The sequence below is a fragment of the Chitinophaga flava genome (genome assembly GCF_003308995.1).
Classification (GTDB): domain Bacteria; phylum Bacteroidota; class Bacteroidia; order Chitinophagales; family Chitinophagaceae; genus Chitinophaga; species Chitinophaga flava.
The window spans coordinates 3484426-3506934 of sequence record NZ_QFFJ01000002.1 but is presented as its reverse complement, the minus strand read 5'-3'; the positions used below and the strand labels follow the sequence as shown (position 1 = coordinate 3506934).

The 22509-nt window shown below is 46.8% G+C and carries 12 protein-coding genes; 9 read left to right on the top strand and 3 right to left on the bottom strand.

The window, feature by feature from the left end:
- Positions 1–123: 123 nt before the first annotated feature.
- Positions 124–1953 carry a cytochrome c peroxidase gene (locus DF182_RS29175; RefSeq protein WP_113619281.1) on the bottom strand — a complete coding sequence of 610 codons (1830 nt, stop codon included), beginning with the start codon at positions 1951–1953 and terminating at the stop codon, positions 124–126.
- Between the two features lie 216 nt (positions 1954–2169).
- On the opposite strand from DF182_RS29175, the gene DF182_RS29170 reads away from it, so the two are divergent.
- Entirely contained in the window at positions 2170–4521 is a 2352-nt protein-coding gene (locus DF182_RS29170; RefSeq protein ID WP_161964310.1) for a metallophosphoesterase, read from the top strand.
- Between the two features lie 156 nt (positions 4522–4677).
- Here DF182_RS29170 and DF182_RS29165 read toward each other — a convergent pair whose 3' ends face one another.
- Together DF182_RS29165 and DF182_RS29160 are read right to left on the bottom strand one after the other, a co-directional pair.
- Positions 4678–5394, bottom strand: coding sequence for a LytR/AlgR family response regulator transcription factor (locus DF182_RS29165; protein WP_113619279.1), 717 nt, complete (start codon positions 5392–5394; stop codon positions 4678–4680).
- Positions 5391–6467, bottom strand: coding sequence for a sensor histidine kinase (locus DF182_RS29160; RefSeq protein WP_113619278.1), 1077 nt, complete (start codon positions 6465–6467; stop codon positions 5391–5393). Before DF182_RS29160 ends, DF182_RS29165 begins: the two co-directional genes overlap by 4 nt.
- A gap of 202 nt (positions 6468–6669) precedes the next feature.
- Here DF182_RS29160 and DF182_RS29155 point away from each other — a divergent pair, with 202 nt between their 5' ends.
- From DF182_RS29155 to DF182_RS29120, 8 genes are all read left to right on the top strand, one after another.
- Positions 6670–9009: an outer membrane beta-barrel family protein gene (locus DF182_RS29155; protein WP_113619277.1), complete on the top strand. Its 2340-nt coding sequence runs from the start codon at positions 6670–6672 to the stop codon at positions 9007–9009.
- 552 nt (positions 9010–9561) lie between these two features.
- Positions 9562–10653 carry an HNH endonuclease gene (locus DF182_RS29150; RefSeq protein ID WP_147243587.1) on the top strand — a complete coding sequence of 364 codons (1092 nt, stop codon included), beginning with the start codon at positions 9562–9564 and terminating at the stop codon, positions 10651–10653.
- 9 nt (positions 10654–10662) lie between these two features.
- Positions 10663–11493, top strand: coding sequence for a hypothetical protein (locus DF182_RS29145; protein WP_147243586.1), 831 nt, complete (start codon positions 10663–10665; stop codon positions 11491–11493).
- Between the two features lie 75 nt (positions 11494–11568).
- Positions 11569–18399: a hypothetical protein gene (locus DF182_RS29140; RefSeq protein WP_113619274.1), complete on the top strand. Its 6831-nt coding sequence runs from the start codon at positions 11569–11571 to the stop codon at positions 18397–18399.
- An 11-nt stretch (positions 18400–18410) separates the two neighbouring features.
- On the top strand, positions 18411–19292 hold the full coding sequence (locus tag DF182_RS29135) for a glycerol-3-phosphate dehydrogenase/oxidase (RefSeq protein ID WP_113619273.1): 882 nt from the start codon (positions 18411–18413) through the stop codon (positions 19290–19292).
- Positions 19293–19317: 25 nt separating this feature from the next.
- Positions 19318–20526 (top strand): ADP-ribosyltransferase domain-containing protein, encoded by a 1209-nt coding sequence (locus DF182_RS29130; protein WP_113619272.1) that lies wholly within the window; start codon positions 19318–19320, stop codon positions 20524–20526.
- Between the two features lie 10 nt (positions 20527–20536).
- The gene (locus tag DF182_RS29125; protein WP_113619271.1) at positions 20537–20920 is read left to right on the top strand and encodes a DUF6508 domain-containing protein; all 384 of its coding nucleotides are present in this window, start codon (positions 20537–20539) and stop codon (positions 20918–20920) included.
- A gap of 25 nt (positions 20921–20945) precedes the next feature.
- Positions 20946–22340 (top strand): hypothetical protein, encoded by a 1395-nt coding sequence (locus DF182_RS29120; RefSeq protein WP_147243585.1) that lies wholly within the window; start codon positions 20946–20948, stop codon positions 22338–22340.
- Positions 22341–22509: the final 169 nt, after the last annotated feature.

Below are 22509 nucleotides of genomic sequence, written 5' to 3'. Positions count from 1 at the left end.
GGTTCATTTTCTGAATCAGCAAAACGGCAAAACCTGTTAGTTGTAATGACGCTACTCCTGGTTGTTAAATAACAACCAGGAGTAGTATTTGTCTGATTTTCAACATATTTGATCCTTAAAGGTTCAGTGGGCAGCAGCCGGTTTCCAGCTGCTGGTATCAGTAAGCGCCCGCATAAATGCAGCCAAGTCCTTCTTCTCCTGTGCTGTCAGTCGCAGCTTTTCGGCCGGCAATGTCTGATTGGGCGGTGCAATGCCCAACCCGGCGCCGCCGCCCTTGTCGTAGAAGTCTATCACCGATTCCAGCGTGGGGAACACACCATTATGCATATACGGAGCAGTGAGCGCACTGTTACGCACTGTCGGGGTTTTAAATGCATAGCGCTGAATACTGATATGATACAATATATATTTACCCGGATCTTTGTCGAGCTGCGCATGTGGGCGGTTGCTCTCCGGAACACCCAGCACCTCCGATTCGGGCTCTGCGAAATAAGGCGGCGCCACGCCATTAAACAGCGGCGCAAAGTGGCAGGTACCACATTTACCTTTCCCCATGAAGATATTGAATCCTTTCTTTTCCCTGAGGTCCAGTGCGGTGGTATCGCCACTCATATACAGATCGAAGCGCGATTGCAGGCTGACGAGCGAGCGCAGGAATGAAGCCAGTGCATTGGCGATATTTTCTTCTGTGATGCTATTGCGCCCCGCTGCAAACGCTTTGCTGAAGAGGCGCACATAGGCGCTGTCTTTTTTCAGCGCATGAGCCGTCTGTTGCAGGGAGCCGTTCATTTCCTGTTTGTTGTGCACCACATCCGACACCTGATTTTCGAGGAAGACAGCACGCGAGTCATAGAACTGTTTCGACTGGAATGCTGTGTTCAGCAGACTGGGCGTATTGCGGGCGATGGGGGTTTTACTGTCGAGCCCCGTATTTTTGACCATCCCATCGGAGAAGGCTTTGGATGCCTGGTGACAGGAAGCACAGGACCGTTGCAGGTTGCCGGACAACACGGGATCATAGAACAGGCGCTGCCCCAGTTGTACCTTGACAGCTGTAGGGTCTGATTCATAATTCGGCGAGTACCCGTTGGCGTTATAATACTGCATCGCAAAGAGATGAGGTGCCAGGGGCGACAATATCCTTCGTTCCTGTGGCAGCTGCAGGGACAACTCCTGCTGTAATGCCAGTAGGGAGGCACTTAGCGGATTGGCGTAGTTGATGATGAAGTGCAGCCGGTCAAACTCATTGAAGCCGGGATGCTGCAGCAGGTACTGCCGCGCTGCATGGAAACGGGTTGTCAGCCTATGTTGGATGGTACTATCTGCAAGGCTGCCGGCATACAACATGGCAGCATACTGCACTCCTTCCAGTGCCGCCGCCGCTTCAGACATAGATAACAAGGCTACCGGCGAATCATAACCGGAAATGCCCAGTGCAATAATGCGATATAACTCGAAACGCATAGCATCCAATACATAAGCGTCCATGAAGCCGTAGGGATCTGTTTGTGATTGCAGCGTGGTAAACTGCGTCCTGAGCGCTGTTACAGCGGCCAGCAAACCTTTGGAGGCTATAGTGGACGCCCACAGCTTTTCTTCCATCACCTGAAACCCCTGTGGCGGCAGTATATCTCGGGAGTTCTCGCCATCGGCGAATGGTAACGCCGGGCCATTGATACTGCGGATCAGATGCGGGTAATAATATTCTGTGAGAAATTCGACACGCTTGTAAGCCAGCCGGCTGGAACGGAACAGACGTTTCAGCACTGGAGCCGGTGCGTGATTGCGGACAGCCTGCTCCAACTGTTGAAGTGTATCGGCTACAATCCCCATCTGCTGACTGAAATAAGTTTCCAGTACTGCGGCAGGTCTGGCAGGGACAGGAGGCCGCTCCAGATGCAGCTGTATAAAGGATAGTGCGGCTAACAACAGCACAGTAATAGTGGTTTTCATATAGTAACGGGTAATTAACAATCAGGTATTGTAAAATATGAAAATTGTAACTAATTTCAGGAACGGAACATGTTTTTTCCTGTAATGAAGCAGTACTGCGCGCCTCCGAAAAACCCCGGGCTTCATTCACCAAACCTTATTCTGTTTCAGACAGTTATCCCAGTTGCATTTAATCTAAATCGATCTATTAACATCCAAACAATTAAATCTCATCCCATGATTCCCTGTTTGCCCACTATCACGAAATCGTGTATCCTTACCTGTTGTAGTACACTGTTGGGCCTGGCTTTGCAGGCACAGACCACACTACTTCCTTTTGGTTCTACCTGGAAATATCTTGACAATGGCTCCAACCAGGGTACGTCCTGGCGATCGGCGTCCTTCAATGACGGCTCATGGAAGGAAGGCCCGGGAGAACTGGGCTACGGCGACGGAGACGAGGCCACAACCGTCAGTTATGGCAGCAACTCCTCCAGCAAATATGTCACCACCTATTTCAGGAAAAAGTTCAACCTCTCCGGCCTCAGTAACTACACCGGCTTTACCCTGGAGTTCAGAAGAGACGATGGTATCGTTGTATATGTAAACGGTACTGAAGTAAAAAGGGATAACATGCCTACCGGCACCATCTCCTATAATACACTGGCATCCAGTGATGCCAGCGATGATGGCGCATCCGTTCAAACTGCCTCCATCCCAGCATCTGCTTTTGTGGAAGGCAGCAACACCATAGCAGTAGAGATACACCAGCAGGTGGTGACCAGCAGCGATATTTCCTTCGACCTGCAACTAAAAGGCAATACCGGCAGCTCATCCGCTTCTGTGGTAAGAGGCCCCTACCTGCAAATGGGCAACCAGACAGCCGTCACGGTCCGCTGGCGTACTGCATCAGCCAGCAACACCAAAGTGAAGTATGGCACCGTATATGGCAACCTTACAGACAGTGTGGTGAATACCACTTCCTCCACGGAACATGAAGTAAGGCTCTCCAACCTGCAACCGGATACCCGCTACTATTACAGTATAGGCACTACCACCGCAGTATTGGAAGCCACCGACAAAAACTATTTCAATACCGCCCCTCCCACCAGCACCTCCCGCAAAATAAGGATTGCAGCCTATGGCGACTGTGGCAATAATTCCAGTAACCAGACCAAAGTGAGAGACGCTTACCTGGACTATGTAGGCTCCGCACATACAGACGTATGGCTGCTGCTCGGCGACAATGCCTATGATGGCGGTTTTGATAACGAGTATCAAACCAACTTCTTTAATATATATAAAGACAACCTGCTTAAAAACATCCTGCTGTTCCCTACATTGGGCAACCACGACTACGATAATGACCCTTCCCGTCAGGATGACCATAACATTCCCTACCTCGCCAACTTCACCCTTCCGAAAAATGGCGAATGCGGCGGCGTAGCCTCCGGCAAAGGAGAATACTACTCATTTGACTACGGCGATATCCACTTCATCTGCCTGGATTCTTACGGAAAAGAAAGCAGCAAACGGTTTTACGATACCACCAGCACACAGGTACAATGGCTCAAAAACGATCTGGCCGCCAATACCCGCAAATGGACGATCGCCTACTGGCACCATCCACCATACACTATGGGCAGCCATAACTCCGATACAGAAAGTGATCTCGTAAAAGTAAGACAGAACCTCATCCGCATACTGGAACGTTATGGCGTAGATCTTATCCTTAATGGGCATAGCCACGACTACGAGCGCTCTTACTTTATCCGCGGACACTATGGGCTGGAAAACACCTTTTCCTTCACACAGCATGCTGTCAGCAAAAGCAGCGCTAAATACGACAGCACCACCAACTCCTGCCCCTACGTATCCACTTCCGCCAAAACCGGACATGGCACCGTATACGTGGTAGCCGGTTCCGCCGGACAGATTGGTGGAACACAGTCCTCCTTCCCACATGCATCATCCTATTACTCCAATGCTACCACCGGCGGCTCACTCGTACTGGAGATAGAAGGCAACAGGCTGGACGCACGGTTTATCGCAGCAGACAAGACCATCAAAGATCGCTTCACCATGATCAAAGACGCCAACAAAACCACCGTCGTAAATGCCACGGCCGGCCAGCCACTTACCCTCAGCGCTTCATGGCCCGGTAACTACAAATGGGATGATGGCTCTACCAGCCGTACCCGGACCGTTACACCTAATAATGCCACCACCACCTATACCGTTACCGATAATGCTACACCCACAATCTGTATAACGGACACCTTCAAAGTGGTAACCAGTGCCATCGCAGTTGCTGCCGTAGAAAACAAAACAACAGCAGCATCCTTCTCCTGTAAAGTATATCCTAATCCTTCTCCCAACAACAAACTACAGGTGGAGATCAGCAGCAAACAACAGCAGCTGGTGAGATACAGCATTATAGACCTCTCCGGCAGGAAGGTACAGGAAAATACCTGGCAGGTGCCCTCCGGCAGCACTACACAGATGATCACGCTGCCACGCGGTAATTATATTCTTACGATGATCAACAGTAACGGTGAACGACAAACGCAGCAGATAGTAGTAGAGTGAGCATTAACTTCCGGATATCCATATTGATTGAAAACGGGACAGGCCTTTATGAATAAAGGCCTGTCCTGTTTTGGGCTATCTCATCGGGACAGCCGTTGAGTTATTTTTATTTCTTTAGTAGCGCTGCTTAGATTCCCGGGGATAAATATCGATCATTTACAAACCCTCTTTCAGCACTTTGAAAACAAACTCTCTGTAACTGTTACCTATAGGCAGTTCCATTTGTCCGACCTCTACATCCTGTAACGTAAAAGCTGTCACCCTGGCGAGGTTCACGATAAACGAACGATGAATCCGCAAAAATCGTTTATCCTTCACTTCAGTTTCCAGATCACCGATCTTATACTTTGCCATGAAAGTAGAACCATCTGTACGATGTAGTACTACGTAGTCTTTCACGCTTTCTATATAGAGGATATCACTGGTGAGAATTTTATTGTATTTATTGCCGGTTCTGATGAAGATATATTCTTCCTGAGGCATATTGCGGGTACTGGCTGCCTGGGCTTCTTTGGGGGAAAAGCGCGAATAGTAGCGTTCCACGGCTTTAAAAAAACGTTCGAACGTGATAGGCTTCAACAGATAATCCACGATATCCAGTTCATAGCCTTCCAGCGCATATTCACGATAGGCGGTGGTAAAAATGACCGCCGGTGGTTGCCTCAAAGTTCTGAGGAACTCAATGCCGGTGATCTGTGGCATCTTTATATCCAGAAAAAGCAGGTCCACCTGTTTGGTTCTCAGCTCCTGCGCGGCCTGCAGGGCATTCGCGCAGGTACCCACAATTTCCAGTGTGCTCAACTGACCGATATGATTCTGCAATAAGGCAATCGCCAGTGGTTCATCGTCTGCAATAAGGCATTTTATTTTCACAACTGCTGGTTTAAACGCAGCTCCAGCTTCGCCGTAAATACACGCTGTGCCACAGTAGTTTCAAATGTATGGGTTTCGGGGTAAAGTAGTGCTAGTTGTTTACGGATATTTTCGAGGCCGATGCCCAACTGCTGGTCTACCTTCGTTCTGAAAGTGTTGCTGATCTCAAAGGCAAACCTGTCCTTATCCTGGGTCAGCCTGATCCGGATCTCCGGCGAGCCCGCATCTTCGCCGGCGCCGTGTTTGAAGGCGTTTTCAACGAGTGACAACAATATCAACGGCGCAATTTCCACGTCCCGTTCCAGCCGGTGTTCGAATGAAATAGCCAGACGCTCATCGTAGCGGAGCTTTTCCAGCTCGATATAATTCTGAAGCAGTGTGATCTCCTGTGAAGCAGGTACAAACATTTTACCAGAGCGGTATAACAGCGTATCCAGTATTTCCGACAGACGGGCTATCGCCGGCGAAGTTTGGGGCGACTGCAGAATGGACAGTGAATAGATATTGTTCAGCGTATTGAACAGGAAATGAGGATTGAGCTGTGCTTTCAACGCCATCAGTTCAATATCTGCTTTTTGTTTTTCCAGGTCCATGGCCCGTTTATTCACCACATACTGATCTTTCAGGAGTTTGATAAAGATAAAAACAAAGGCATATGAAAATGCATGAATAAAATAATTCAGAAACAGATAATCCAGATCTGTAAAGATCTCCGCTACAGACTCCTGCTCAAAGGGTCTTGTACGGATAATAGGCTCCATAAAATAAACAACACACAATCTCGATATGACCATGATCAGATACAATACCACCAACGATACCACCAGGGTACGGAAATAATGTTTACCGGTCAGTAACCGCGGCAATACAAAATAACCCAGAAAATAGGACGTAATGGCAGCAAAACCTATGAAGAATAAGCTATTGAGCAGTTCCTGGTTAAACGTATACATCGGATTGGTATAACTATTATACCTCGACATAGCTAATACGTACACACATATCCAGTAGGTAAAATGAGTGAGGAACCGGTGTTTGCCGGTGAATTGTATAAATTTCTCTATTAAAGGCATGATGGTAAAAGTACCAAACTTTCAGGTCATGTTTAATGCATCGTCGACCAAATTGACCGCAGCGCATATGAAAACGCGCTTTGCGCAGCCGGGCGTCGTTTACAGCCAATAATCCACTATCTGTATCCCGCCACCCACTATTGATCGACCCGCCCGGCATCGCCTTTAGTATTGGCTCACATTTGCATAAACGCTCATTAAAATGAAACAGTTATTCCTGATGCTTTGCTGCCTTAGCACGGCCATCCCGGCTTTCAGCCAAACCTATAATCTGAAAGGGAAAATCATTTCCACTACCACCCAAGAGCCTATCGTTGGCGCCATTGTACTGCTGCAATCACAAAAGGATTCCACCCGGAAACTCCATACTACTGCGGGCCCTGATGGTGATTTCAACCTGACCTTACCAGCTGGAAACTATACACTCCAAACCCGGGCATTAAATTATACCACCTACTCCCGCGCAATAGTAGTACAAAACAATACAGACCTTGGAAAGATTGGTTTGGCCGATAATGTGAAACAATTGTCCACCGTACAGATACAGGGCGAGAAATCAACCCTGGAATTAAAAACAGATAAAAAAGTATTTAATGTGGGGAAGGATATTCTGTCAAGAGGCGGCAATGCAAACGATATACTGAATAATGTACCAGCCGTCAATGTTGATATACAGGGGAATGTATCCCTGCGCGATAACCAGAACGTAAGAATCCTGATAAACGGGAAACCGTCTATGCAAACGCAGAACAATGGGTTGTCACAAATTCCGGCAGCTAACATAGAGAAGATTGAAGTGATAACAAATCCGTCCTCCGCCTACGAAGCACAGGGCAGCGCCGGTATTATCAATATAATACTGAAGAAAAATGCATCGCTGGGATTTAATGCCTCCCTGCAGGCCGGCCTCTCCAGTCCGAGAAACAACAGTATCAACCTCAATGCCAGCTATAAAACACAGCGACTAAATTTATTCGCAAATGTTGGATACCGCGATCAATCTGTATTGTTCGCAGAAGAGATTATACGCATCAATAAAAACCCTTACAACCAGCTCCGGCAGGCCAACCGATCCGATTTAAACAACGATAACGTGAACGCCTATATTGGAACGGACATTTACATCAACGAACAAAATACATTAACAGCCAGCTATTACCGCACCAAACGGCGTAACAAAGACACCAACGATTTTCTATATCACTATTTCAATGAGCATGGCACAGAAGACAGTACCATCAGCCGTTTCGAGAGATATCGTGAGCCGCAGATATTTAATGAGCTGGAGTTGAACTATACCCGTACCTATAAACAACCAGGAAGAAAATGGACCACTTATGTACAATACGATTTCTGGAATGACGATGAAAACCAGGACATCCGGCAATCCCATACTCTGGCTGGTTCCAATCAGGTAAGTATCATCACCCGCGATATCGAAAGCAGTAAGGATATTTATTTGCAGAGTGATTATAGACTACCGTTAAAATCCGGCCAGCTGGAAATGGGTATCCGCGGGCAATGGCGCGCCATCCGCAGCGAATACTCCGCTGTCCAGAATGGAAAATTACTGGACGACAACAACAACAAACTTTTTTACGATGAAAATATTTACGCCGCCTACACGCAATACAGTAAGAAGTGGCAGCAGCTGGATGCCCAGCTGGGCCTGCGCAGTGAGCTGTCCGGCATCCATATCAGCGATCGTGAACAAACCACCAATAAACGCAAACAATACATCGACCTGTTCCCTACTCTGCATTTACAATATGGTTTCAAAAATGATTGGACCTTGCAGGCCAGTTACAGCCGCAGAATCAACCGGCCGAAGTTCTGGCAACTGAATACCTTCTCAGGCTTATCAGATCAGCGTTTCCTACAACGCGGCAACCCCAATATCGATCCTATGTATACGAATGCAGTGGAACTGGCTTTATTGAAGAAAACGGGAAAATTAAGTGTCAATCCCGGCATCTATTATCAGTATACGACCAATTACTTTGGAGCTGTGATTGAACCACAGGGTGATGGAAATTTTGTGAGAACATGGGCCAATATGGGAAATGAACACCGCTATGGGTTTGATATGGCCACCACCTACAACCCCTATAGCTGGTGGCGTTTATCCTGGGATATAAACTGGTATTCCTATTCCCAGCGCGGCGAATACGCCGGTAAAACATATACCGCCGATAACAGCACCTGGTTTACTACAGTACGTTCCAGTATGCGGTTCCCCAAAATCCTGAACATCGACGGGAGCGTTACCTATCGTGGCAGACGACAGGAAGTACAGGTAACAGTATCTGAGCAATACCGCGCCAACATAGGATTTTCCAAAGATCTTTTAGGCGACCGGATGTCGCTTTCCTTCAGTATAAACAACATCTTCAATTCCAATATTTATGAGCAGGAGATGGACATTGCAGATTATTCACTTTACTCTCGTATCCAGCAAAAGGGAGTCGTTTACACCGGTAATGTAGTATACCGGTTGAACCGGAAGAAAGGCCAGACAGACCGCATGCCAGTGGAGAAGTAAGCTCCTTCGCCGGGGAAACCGTCACGTATTGTGGCGATCCGGTTAGCTCCAGATAACTTTAATCAGTAAAATACGAGACTATCACGATAAGTTCATTAAGTACTTTTATCACCACTAAACGATAAAACCATCCAGGGGCAAAGGTTTGACAAAGGGAAACCTGCGGACCTGTAAAAAATCTTCTGTCATCACTGGCAGAAGATTTTTTTTGGTTTACTGCCCATCGCTGTTATTTCCATCTGTAATACATTTAATGGCTTCACTGCAATTACCCCGCACCAGACAGGACTGACACAACCGTCTAAACCTTACACACACTCAGTTTTAATCATTCAAATTTCGTTCTGCATCCTAACAATAACTAAACAACACAAGAATTACCATATCATTACTTTTTCATACTACCAAAAACCAACCCAACCCTCACCCAATGGAGATATTACACCTCAACAACAATCTCATCCATTCAAAAAAAAATTTTACTTTTTATTTTGAATAATTAAAAATTTGTACATTCAATATAGATTCTTGACCCTCATAATAACCCACACTATGCGACCAGTTAACAAAGGAACTGCTGCGGATAACGGCTATGCATATAACAGCAATTCCATCATCGACTTTTCCAACACTAAATATGCAGCTGCATCACTTGCATTATTAACCACCGATAAACCTACCGCTGCAAGGTGTTCTTATTTTCTGTTATCAATCATAAATATACCTCAGAAAAACCTCACTGCGGATCAAGAGTTATTGAAAAAGGGAGTAAATGATCGTTTTAAAGGGATGTATCAAAGTGCTGCAATACCTTTATTCAACCGACTAGGGGCTTATTGTTCGTTTTGCGAAAATATCATTACTACTTACATTGAAGTGGAGCATTGCGTTCCTAAAAGCCCATATCCCGACTTTACTGTTATCTGGGATAACTTTCTGACAGCATGCGGCCCCTGTAATCAGCTAAAGGGCGATAAGCCATCAAGACAAGTAGTACGGATTTGGCTGCAACAAGAAGGTAATAATAATCCAACAGAACAAGACTACTACGATTGTATTCGAAAACGGCACTATGTGTGGGCTGATCTGGATGCATTATCCTATATGGAACTCCCGGCGGATCTCTGGTACTTCAGCCTTAGCAATAACACATGGGTATTGGTACCGGCCCCAGGAAATACTGATGTCAACAATACTATTGTTTCAACTAATGTTGGCCAAAGAGAGATTTATGCTAACATTAACCTGCTGGGTACCATGGTTATCAGAAAAGTAGAGGTAAAGATACGCTCAAACACAAATCCGTCCCCACATGGTCAGGAGCTTATTGACCTATGTCAGCTTAACCGTCTTGGTGAGCTCACAAACACCAGTGACAGAAGACTTTTCTCTCGTACACAGGCCTACTTTAACGCCCTGCAGGTGCTACGCACGTTTTTAATTGCAGTAGGAAACCAGCAGATCTTTGACCTCCTATGGCCTAGCTATCTCACACTGGCCAAGATCAACGGCTTCTATTCCGTTTTCCTACGATTACTTGACAATTACTATGACCCATCAGGTACTCCACTGAATCAACGATTTGTAACAGAGACCAACAATGCCCTTTATTTTCCCAATACGAATACCCTTGCACTTCCTTAATTCATTCTTATGCGCCCCCTACTCAAAACAGCCCCCGTCCACCTGCTTACCATACATCCTGTGCAGGCACTACTGATGCAGACTACAGGAGAATATTGCCATCTTTGTGAAAGCCTGTTACCTGAACATTCTTTTGTGATGGATAAACGAAACGGCCAGTCCTTCGAAGGCTACAGTACTCCTGACCTTTGGCCTCATCTTATCCAGCTGTGTGATGCATGTTATCATGCGCAACGGCAAGCAGAACAACAACCTACAACTGCTATTCTTTATCCTGATGAACAACTGACCTTTTCTGTTCATCCGGAAAAATCACCTTTTGTATACGAGAAAAGAACGGTACTTCAGGCCGTGCTGGATGCTGACGGCAAACCGCTGGATGAGCCTCAGTCCATAGATATGGTATTCGTAAAAGGTACCAACGAAAGCGCGCAGGCGACCATCCGTCACTTTCAGCTGAACACGTCCTACTACGACGAAGCTACAAACAGCTTTAACATCCGGCTGGCAGGCCCGTCTACCGGCATTGACATACGCGTGCGGCAGCGCACCGAGGTATGGAATATTGTAAATGATTATATCAGCCGGTATAAGAAATTACTGGAAGTAGACCCAAAGCTATCCGGCATCATGCTTCAACATGGCCGGCTACTCGCCGCAGGCAGCGGCTACTGGTCAGTATGGGCTACCCTGCTGTGGCAGGCCACCGGCGACCGGGATATACTTGCCAATGTATTACTGCCTACTAGTGCTTATGGTGGCAGGTATGCTGCCCTGGCCACTGCCGCCCCCAATACTGACCAGGTATACCCTGGCACGCATCCTGACGTTTTTGAATAACAGCTCCATCATATGGTGTAACGGAATGAGATCTGATACGAATATTCTGTCTAATAGTTCTCTAACAAACATACTATGGAATCCACACTCCTGGAAAAAGTTAGCCTTACGTCCAACGCACTCTCCCCCCTGCTGGTACAATTACAGCAAAGCCTGCAAGCCGCTATGAACAATGATCCCAATCATTATCTTCCGGTTAATGCCACCACTATAGGTAATGCAGGTGCCGCTATTATTACATTGATGCAAAGTGCACTTGGCATCAACAACTATATACTTACCGCCAATATTTCCATCACACCTGATGAGGGTGCTGACACACTCACCGTTACCGGTGATACCGCTGCAACAATTATAAATATTGATAGTCCCACCCTCACAGCAGTATTTAGTGTACAACAGCAAACACTAACTATTGAGCTGAGCATTCCGGCTCAGGATCCATGGGAATTTACAGACACCTTCCCTGCATTCAATAACACCTGGCTGTCGCAACTCAGTTTTGTGAACAACGAAACTACGTGGCCGGTCTTTATTCTTTCCAGCATTCAACGCAATGTATCCAATGGCCAGCTGGCTGCGGGACTTAACCTCAGCGCCCAGGTCGATCTTCAGGCGCCTTTCAACACATTGCTGACGCTGATACCTGGTGCTGCCAATCCTTTGCCGGTACTGGGTCCGGTAACAGTCAGCGATCCGGTCACCACATCATTGAACCTGCTGGGTACTGTACCTGCTTTCACGTTGCAGCTACCAGGTATGCAGCCGCTCGTATTCAATCATCCCTCATTTAGCATTAACGGGCTTTCTACAGTATATAACGGTATCGACTATCTGCGGATGGATTGTTATGTAATGGCTGACATTACCTTAAATACCTATACCCTGCCACTGGCAGCAAGATTGCCTATCGGCGGCACTTTCCCGCAGCTGTTACTGCCTCCCAAACAAAGTGTGCCCCTGTCCGTTATCACCGGTTTCTTTTCCTCTCTGTTCACCTCCAATATATCCAGCTTACTGACAGCAGCGCTACCGGAGCCTCTCAGCACACTGCTGGGTAAGTTTTCACTGAATGGTTTTGTGATTACCTTATTGCCGGGCTGGAAAGGTTTCAGCAATATCAGTTTTGCCATTGCCTCTACCAATCCACCCAATACGCCACTATGGCCATTGATACCCGGTGTATTTGAACTGAAAGAAGTGGGCATTGCCCTGCAACTTAAAACGGTGGCAGGTAATAATCCCTATAGTATTACCGGCAGTGTATGGGGCAGCGTAAATGTAGGGCAGCAGTTGGTGATAGGCTCCATCATCCCCTTGCCGATAGATGCTTCAGAATGGATATTCACCGCCAGTGCTGACAATGCTATTCCCAGTCTCGGGCAATTTGCACAATTCCTTGGTGGTGATAAACTGGGTGGTCTGCTACCCGCCAACCTGAAAGATATAGGTGGTTTCTCCATGACCAATCTTACGGTTACCTGGCGTCCTACAGATCAAACCTTTACCACTTTTGGCCTGACACTGGCCACCAACAATACCTGGACCATCATTCCCAACTGGTTCCTCGTAAAACAGCTAGACCTGCAGATGCAGGTAGCCAATCCGCTCACCACCCCTCAACTTACAGGCACTTTTTCCGGTACACTGGTGATAGGCAGTATAGGCGTAGCCGTTAGTATTGATAGAGCGGACCCCAACAGCAGCTGGATATTGTCTGTGATTACAGAAACCATCACCCTGCCCAGCCTGGGCGATATGACCCAACTACTGGGCGGCACACAACTGGTAAATGTATTACCTGATTCGATCGTACAGAATCATTTCCAGCTGGATGATTTGACTGTTAACATCGATATCTCCCAACAAAAACTTAACCTGCTTTCCTTCATACTGGACAGTACTGACAATTGGGATATTATTACCGGGTTGTTGTCTATTAATAAACCGGGCGTTGTCTTTCAGTTCGACTGGAGCCATAGTAAGAGTCCGGTGATTACCGGCCGTATATACGGTGATCTTATTTTTGCAGGGGCAGATTTTTATGTAACCGCAGATAAAAATACAGATGGATGGGATCTTGGCGCCAGTTTGCAGAACAATACCACCCTACATCTTTTTGATGCAGCAGACGCAGTCATAACCGGTGCCTCTCAACAACTGACCACGCTGGGAGTTCCGAACGTTGTACTTTCTACTGCGAATATCAGCTATCATACCAAAGACGGAAGCTATGAGCTGGAAGGCGTAGTTAATATCAACAACTCATCCAATAATTTGCCCTGGTCCTTCAATGTAGGACAAACGGGTATTTCCATCAAAGACCTGGGTATTAAGGTTACTTCTCAAGCAGGTACTAATAATGCCCCGAAGAACACCAAAGTGTATATCAAAGGCACCCTGAATATTGGCAGTACCATCAGTTTCGATATTCTTTACGAGGTAGGTGGAGACCTGGTTGTAAAAGGTACGCTGGTAGGTACCGGGCAATATATCAGTGTAAAAGACCTGGTGAGCTACCTCTGTGATCCTTCTGCCGACACGGTTACCTGGACCAGCGCTTTTGAATCACTGGACCAGATACAGTTTACCAATGTACAGCTGAATTTCCTGATTGGTAAAAACCCCTCCTTCCAGGTGTATGGCACTATGCTCATCAGCAGTGTGGAAGTAGATGCCGTATTTGTGCTGACGAAACAGCAGAACATATGGAACTTCGCTTTAGGTATTAAAGTGTCCATGAGCCCCAAATGGAGCATTCCTGGTTTTACCGATACCCTCTCTACCTTCCAGCTGGAACAGGTTACTTTCGCACTGGTTGCCTCTTCTTTCGCCAACGCCTATACGTTGCCTGCGGCTATTGGTATTACGGAAGTCAGCAGTGTATCAAGAGGATTAAATTTTTATGCCCAGTTTCAGATCAGCAGTTCTGACGCCCGTTTTAAGGCTGCCAGGGCAGTATTACCCAACGGCATGCTGCCAACCGGCACCACCATTACCATACAGGGGCTGATCACCGACCCTCTGAAAAATTCGTATGTGGAAGTGGTATTAAACAGCGATCCCAATGGAGTACCATTAATGGGATGGGACTCTGTACTACTAACAAAATTCTCCCTGCGTTTATATGCCTCGCCGGCTATTGCGCTGCATGGGGAATTTATTATGACAATGATCACTGACGACAAAGGTAATCCGCTCTCCTTATCACTGGACCTCAAAGCCTCTCCAACAGAGATATCCATCGTATTCATACCAGACATGCCCTGGAAAGACCGGAAGGTGATCATTGCGTGGGCCAATGCCCTGGGCATTACCGGATTAACTTTTTATCTCACTGATCTTGAGCTGGGGATTGAACCCTTTGCGGGTCCTGCGCTCGTGGGCACTGTTGGCGGAGGTATTGATTTTACTTCCACCAAACATGTCGGGGCAGTTTTTGCGCCGAACGCCATCGTTCAGCCCAATACCATACTGGCCGGTTGTTTGCCCGATCCGGTAATAGTAGCTGAACTGAAAAAGCAGCGGGCGTTGTTGCCATCACTGAAAGATGCTTTCTGTGATATGAGCGCGGCTGTGGACCTTAATCAGGCGATAGATTCCAATATCCGGGTAGAGGCCAAGGTAGGGTTCCTGGTTATCCCTGAATCCCCCGAGCCGGTTGTTCCCAATCAGATAGGCCTGCGCGCGGTGAATTTCACACTGCCGTATATATTAAAACGTTTTGCTGACATCACTCTTCCGGATATACTATTTCCTGTTCTATTCCCGGACATTTGTTTCTACGTCAACTTCGACCCTACCCAACTGACGAAGGTATTGGATTTTGAGTTCAACGGAAAGATCGTGGTATTTGGCTTTAACGGCCAGATTGCAGCCACCTGCAATCAGGACAGAATATATTTCCATGCAGGTATGGACCCGGTTATCTTCAGTATATACAACCAAAACCTGCTGGTACTTCAACGTTCTGCTACGGATTCCACACATGGGCCTTATGTGACGATTGACAGTGCAGCTACCGGCAACAATCCCAATATTGCTGCCGACCTTTACTGCAATTTTTTCGACACCATTCAGCTGGCAGTCACTGCACTGGTGAAGGTTGACAAAGGGAACATTGCCAATTCCTATTTCTATTTTGACCTGGCAGGTAATGCAGGGCAGTTGACAAATATGAATGTTCATTGTGAATACTTGCAGGCGAAATACATGAATATTAGCTGCAAATTCGAGCTCTTCCTCGACACATCGAACATACCGGGCTTCGATATTACCAATCCCTCCACCGGCAAAGATGTAAAGGCCGCTGACCAAATTGATCTGGCAAAAATACCAGGACAGAGCAAAATACCGGGACAGGGCGGAGTAGACCTTCTGGGTAAATTCGCCATGATACTTGACAATCGTGGTAATCAACCCAGTTACACGCTGACTGGGTGCGGCTCTTTTGAGGTAAAAGTAGGTAGCTGTGATATCCAGTTACACCTGCAGTTCGGCGTAGATCAAGTGACGGCTGATACGATCTCCGACCTGCCCTCCACCATTGTTCAACAGATGAAAAAAAATGCGAAAAGTATTTTCAGTGCTTTGTATCAGTCAGCTGACTGTTTTGCCAAACTGGTGAACCTGGGTGTTATTATTTTTGATGCCGCAGTAGAAGTCGCTAAGGTATTGGTTGGTTACTTTGAAACCGACATTAATGTCTTCTGTCAACTGCTCGATCAACTGAATAATACTGTACAGAATATCGCCGACTGGCTCTGGAATATTTTTGGCAGTAACAATTCAGGTGCAAACACCAAAGCACTGAGAGCGAATACCAAATTTGGCGACAACGCCATCTCCCAGGCGGTGAAAGCCTCTGTAGGTGATTCGTATACTGCCGAAATGCTGATCAGTGACCAGGCTTTTGCCGGGTATAGTGCTACCAGCGCGGCAAATGCACTGGTGTACAATTTCAGTAACTATGCGAATGACGCGGTGGGTGCCGGTAAGCTGCTGTCAGCAAAATACAGTTTCCAGGAGGTAGTACCAGCATTACATACGGTATTCCCTTCACAAACTGCTACGGCAGAAGATATGTGTTCCATATTGGTGCAGATATTCGGTACAACGCTTACGGCGCAACAAATGGCCGATGCGCTGGCATTGATATACCCCGCCAAACAAGTAGCCCAGGCGCTGAAAACGCATTACGCAACTGATACTGATACCGCTGCTAAGATGAGTGTATTGTTGCTAACAGCCTACCAGCTTGCTAAAAATCCGCTGTCAGTCAGCGATCTTGCAGGTGCGCTGGCGCCATTGTATTCACCGGCAGACGTAGCCCCGGTGCTGAAAAATAATTTCCCGGACAAAACAGCTACCGTAACAGACATGGCGGCATTGTTAAATGCAACATATAACCCGCCATTGAAGGCAGCACAGATGGCAGATGCATTGGCCGCCTCCCCGTATGCCGTGCTCGATGTGGCTAAATACCTGAAATCGCAATCCAGCTATGCTACGGATGTTGATACCGCCACTAAAATGGCCAACATATTATACACGGCCTATCAGTCATCGATCTCAGCAACAGATATGCTGCAGACGCTGGCTGCCGTTAACTTCAACGCTTACGAAAGCGCTACACCGATAAAAAATCTGTATACTTCCATTACGACCAATGCACTGGCCACAGACCTTGTAAACGGTTATCAAACCATTGCCCCGCTGAATATGCTGTTGCTGGGCATTGCTCTGAGCGCAGCAGGTGTAAATCAAAACGACCTGGTAGTAGCCGTAAACAATGCATTGCCAACTACCACTGCCGGCGAAATGGCTGCTATGCTGGTTATTGCCTACTCCAGCAATACAAGTGCGGGCCTCAGCACTGCCGAATCCAACAAAATAGCAGGCAAAGATGTGTTTACCACCTCTCCTTTAGTAGTATCCAGTGTATCCGGTATTTTAGCAACGGAACTGACTGGTGCGCTGGTGAGCGTGTTTACACCGCCTAATACTGCCATCACTGATCTCAGCAAGGCGCTTTGCAAAGGTTACAGCAACCCGGTTGCCAACGATGTGGCAAGCGGTATCATGTCGGCATTCAATGATACCTCATCCACTGATCTTGCCAATGCCTTGACCACTGGTTACAGCGCTATAGGCCAGACGCTGACAGCCAACGAAATGTCCAACGCTATAGTAGCAGGCTTCACATTTATCGGAAAAGCTATCACGGAAACGGAGGTATTGCAGTTTTTACTGGCTCACTATAGTGGCATTACTCCATTACAGGGAGCACAGTTCCTCGTATCGTCCTTCGGTTCCCACACCTCCATAGAAAAGGTACTGGCAGCGTTGTATACATGCTTTAGCACACTTACCCCGATACAAGCTACCATAGCCCTTCAAGAAACATTCCCCGTAAGCAATGAGCAGGTAATAAATATAGCACGGCCAGTTGTACAAACATTCTCGCTCACCCAACTGCCTAACGATGTGGGCTGCATTTCCCTGGCACTGAAAGCAGCACAGTACCAGCTATCAAACGTCAGCAGCGCGTTAAGCAAAATCTACAATTCCAACTGGCATACAAGCTACTATAGCGTTGTGCTGGATGTTTATTCCAACCTCCAATGGGATACGTTGTTACAGGGAGTAGAGGCCGGTCAGACAGCACCGGTCCTGGCACAAAGTCTTAAAAACACCTACCCCTCTTTACAGCCGGCAGAAATGTGTTCGTTACTCGTAGCAGGGTTCTACCTGATACAGGTAAATACCTCAGTAGTACCGATGGCTACTGCCATGAAAGCTGCAGGCTATTCAATAACACAAACCGCCGGTGCTATGTCAAAACAATATGCACCCAACTGGACTACTGAGGACTACGGGCAGGTTGTACAAGTGTATAACTCATAAAATTCATCCATATGAAAACAATTATTAAACAGTCGCTGACACCTGAAGCTATTCAGCAACTCCTTACATCGCTGGGTAAAGTCACACTGCTGGAAGCTGCTATCGGCTGCCGGGTAAGTGGGGGTAACCCGCCAGACTGCGCTCCCATAATATTTAAAAATTACCCTGACGCCACAGTTGAGCAGATGGCTGATGCCCTGACTACTGCCTGGGCTGCTGCTATTGACAAGAATTTGCTTACCAAAGCACTAAAGGCCTGTAATTTTCCTGAAAACCAGATCACTGAAGCCGTACAACAGGCCATCAGCCTTTTTTACCAACAGGATGCACAATATGTTGACAATAATGGCATGAATAAGGCCACAGGGCTTTACCAGGGCGATCTTACACATATGAAGGCCGTTTCGGAAATCGTGGACTACCTGGTTATTTCCAGTTTGCCCAACGATTATAGCGCCACAGCCGGCTCCATGATAGGTGCGCTGAATGATATAGGCGTTTCCGTTGCAGCACTGGCAGAGAACAAAGCAGCTGATTACCGTTCCAGTGATTACTGCTGGATATCACAGCCCATCAGCAACCAGGCTTTCAAACGTATTATCTGTTTTGAAGCTACTCAAAGCGGTGATGGGGTTGCCAAACAGGTACCTGGTATCTTCACATCACTGCAAACATTTGCCGGCACTGAAGCGCAAAACATCATTGTAGCAACATCCATGGTAAGCACCGGGTCCAATGGCGCCAGTCCCACCACCATCCTTACCGCCTTGTTCAATGGAAGCAAAACACTGCTAAACAGTGATTTTTCGCTGATGGCTTTCGAGATCGTCAATTTTAACACAGACTGGATCAATCCGCTGAATGAGTTATTTGCGCAATTGACACAGTCATAATTTTCCCCATCTATAATTCCTGATTATGGCATTACAATTAATTGATTCTTTTACCATCGATAATGCTAACGGGTCACCTACTCTCCAGTTGTGTATGGGTGATCTTACCAACCTCTCATCCGAAGATGCAGTGGATTTCCTGGTGGTATCAGCCTCGCCGGGGGACTACTCTGCTTCATCTGGTTCACTGATAGGTTCGCTGGCACAGGCAGGCGTGTCGGTACAACAGTTATCCAATAATAAAGCAGCCAACTATGAACCCAAGATACCTTGCTGGATCTCCAACACGATCAGCTCCTCCAATTCGGGTATACAGTTCAACAGGATATTACTGTTCGAACCTACAAATCCATCTACAGATGCAGCCGGGCTGGTATGGACTATTTTTCAGGCATTAAATTGTTTCCAGGGCGGCAGTAACACTACCGTAGCTTTACCAATGGTATGCACCGGCAGCGGAGGAGCTTCTTACCAGGATATTATACAGGCATTGTTTTATGCGGCTACTTTCGCCGGTTCGCTGTCTGCCTTTTCTATGCCCGTTATTAAGCTGGTAGCTTACGATAACGATAAGCTGAATCAGGTTCAACCCACTTTCAGCACTTTGAAAAACTACTATCAGAACCTGGTGAACCTGGACCTGCCGGGAAATTATCAGAGCTATGCACCCGACGCCTGGAGTGCCGTTCAGGGAATCAGCCTGCCAGACCGACTTACCAAACGACAGGCCTTTGCGGTGCGGATGTGGACTTCCAATTATTATGGAATGATCAATTCTACCCTCCGCAACGGCAGCTCAGATCAGAACTATTATACCCTCATGCCTTTATTCAGCGCTATTGATTCAGGGCTTGCCAATATCGCGGCATTCCAGGGTGAAACATACCGTGGAGAAAGTCATATGTCACCTCAAAGACTTGCCCAGTATCAGGTGGGCGCCAATATCCTGGAGCTGGGATATACCAGTAGCGCACAGCCGGCGGGCTCGTGGTATAATGGTGCAAGCTATAAATTTAATATCAATGGGCTTAACAGCCATAGTATTGCCTTCCTCTCCGTATATCCCGGTGAAGATGAATATCTTTACGCCAGGAATATGACGTCCACGGTAACCGAAAGAAGCTGCAATGATGGCAATAGTCAGTGCACCTTTACCATGCAGCAGACAACGATTAACTATTGCTCAGCGGATTTGGAGGAATTTATCTCGAAAACAGTAATAGCCATTTATTAAATAACATATCATGACTATCAATGATTTCCCAAAAGAAGGTCTGCAGAGGGTACTGGCACTGGCCGGCAGTATTTCGGCTATGACTACAGATGACCTGCGGATATTCGCCGGTCATATACCTCCCCATATCCAGTTAATAACCTTGCTGGATGAAATAAAATTCCTGGAAGTATTTGATTATAATATATGGGCAAAAGAAGTGGGATGGGATTATGTAATGTCGCCGGCAACATTGGACAACAGCGATACTGAAACATTACGTAAGCTGATGACCACCCATGTACGTACCAACCGTTTTGTAGAAGGGCACTGGGACCAGTTGTTGCTGACAGGTTATATCTCCCGCTTTCTGGCACGTTTGCAGGAACTGTATAACGAGGTATATGGCCAGTAGTAGCATCACCTCTAAAATACCTCCCATGAAATGTCTATTAACCCATTATTTCAACAGGTTCATACTCTTTATACTGTGCATGCAGGCATCCAGCCTGCATGCACAGATTGGCTGGGGCCCCACCAGCGCCAGGTATCTCCTCAGTGCATCAGATATTCATTTCAATCCTTTCTTTGACCCCTCCCTGATGCCTAAATTGATAAATACCGATTATACCGGTTGGGAGACTATCTTCGAATCATCAGCCATACAGCAGCCTAACGGATATGGCAGCGACGCTAACTACCCACTGCTGAAATCTGCGCTCATGGCTATGCAGCTGCAAAATATTACACCTTCTTTTATTATCATCTCTGGTGATTTCCTTTGCCATGACTTCCAAGCCAACTATTCACGATATGCTGGTACAGGATCTGTGCAGGCTTTCACGGCTAAAACCATTCAGTTCCTCGCCTGGATGCTGAATAAATATTTTCCAAAAACAGTTGTATTACCGGTACTTGGGAATAATGATTCATATTGCGGCGATTATATGGTGGAGCCCAACAGCCCCTTCCTGTCTATGTTTGCCAGGGCCTGGGTACCATTGCTGCGAAATAAAAGCAAAGCTGCTGACAGTATTTTTGTAGCACAGTTTTCCAAAGGAGGTTATTATACCTATCCATTCCCCGGCAAAGTACGGGGGAACCTGATATTGTTAAATAGTGTATTCTTTTCCGCCAAATACTATAACTCCTGTGGCAACGCTGCTGACGACCCGGGATCTGATGAACTGCAATGGCTGAAAGAAATGCTGGAAGACAACCACCTGAGAAAAGAAGTGGTGTGGATGGTATATCATATTCCTCCGGGTGTGGACGTACACGCCACGCTGCATAACTACGGTGACTGCCAATCGAACATTACACTCATGTGGCGCGACAACTACAATAACGCGTTTCTTAACCTGGTACAACAATTTTCTTCCCGGATCCGTGCCAATCTGGCCGGACATACGCACATGGATGATTTCAGGGTGATCTACCAGAATGAGCAACCTATTTCCTTTATTCATATTACCCCAGCCATCAGCCCCCGTTTTGCCAACAACCCCGGATTCCAGCTCATCAGCTATCACCACCGTTCGTTGCAGCTGATGAACGCAAAAACATTTTACCTGAGCATTAACAAAAATGCCAATACCTGGACTCCTGAATATAACTTTCAGCTAACCTATAACGTAGCTGCCATCAATGCATCCAGCCTCAACTGGGTGAGGAACAAGATAGCCTCTGATACGGCTTATCTCAATAAATATATTAACCTGTATAAGGTAAGCAATCCCGGCTCCAATGAAATCAACCTGCAAAACTGGAAAGCCTTCTGGTGCGGCAACGGAGCCTTAACACAACAACAGTTTTCTAATTGTTACTGTCAATAAAGTAACTCAGGTATAAGGTTAAACAATTCATCCCCCCAATTCCAGGGGTGAAAAAAGCCATTTTTCGAGTATTGCCCTGAGCATAATATTTCCATACCTTTAATCATACTTTGTTACCTGAAGTATAAACCACTATTACCAATTATCGAAAAAGAAGTTAACCCGGGCT

Bases quoted from the DNA above. Each gene is read 5' to 3' on its own strand.
- DF182_RS29175 (WP_113619281.1), bottom strand. From the start codon at position 1,953: ATGAAAACCACTATTACTGTGCTGTTGTTAGCCGCACTATCCTTTATA.
- DF182_RS29170 (WP_161964310.1), top strand. From the start codon at position 2,170: ATGATTCCCTGTTTGCCCACTATCACGAAATCGTGTATCCTTACCTGT.
- DF182_RS29160 (WP_113619278.1), bottom strand. From the start codon at position 6,467: ATGCCTTTAATAGAGAAATTTATACAATTCACCGGCAAACACCGGTTC.
- DF182_RS29155 (WP_113619277.1), top strand. From the start codon at position 6,670: ATGAAACAGTTATTCCTGATGCTTTGCTGCCTTAGCACGGCCATCCCG.
- DF182_RS29150 (WP_147243587.1), top strand. From the start codon at position 9,562: ATGCGACCAGTTAACAAAGGAACTGCTGCGGATAACGGCTATGCATAT.
- DF182_RS29145 (WP_147243586.1), top strand. From the start codon at position 10,663: ATGCGCCCCCTACTCAAAACAGCCCCCGTCCACCTGCTTACCATACAT.
- DF182_RS29140 (WP_113619274.1), top strand. From the start codon at position 11,569: ATGGAATCCACACTCCTGGAAAAAGTTAGCCTTACGTCCAACGCACTC.
- DF182_RS29135 (WP_113619273.1), top strand. From the start codon at position 18,411: ATGAAAACAATTATTAAACAGTCGCTGACACCTGAAGCTATTCAGCAA.
- DF182_RS29130 (WP_113619272.1), top strand. From the start codon at position 19,318: ATGGCATTACAATTAATTGATTCTTTTACCATCGATAATGCTAACGGG.
- DF182_RS29125 (WP_113619271.1), top strand. From the start codon at position 20,537: ATGACTATCAATGATTTCCCAAAAGAAGGTCTGCAGAGGGTACTGGCA.
- DF182_RS29120 (WP_147243585.1), top strand. From the start codon at position 20,946: ATGAAATGTCTATTAACCCATTATTTCAACAGGTTCATACTCTTTATA.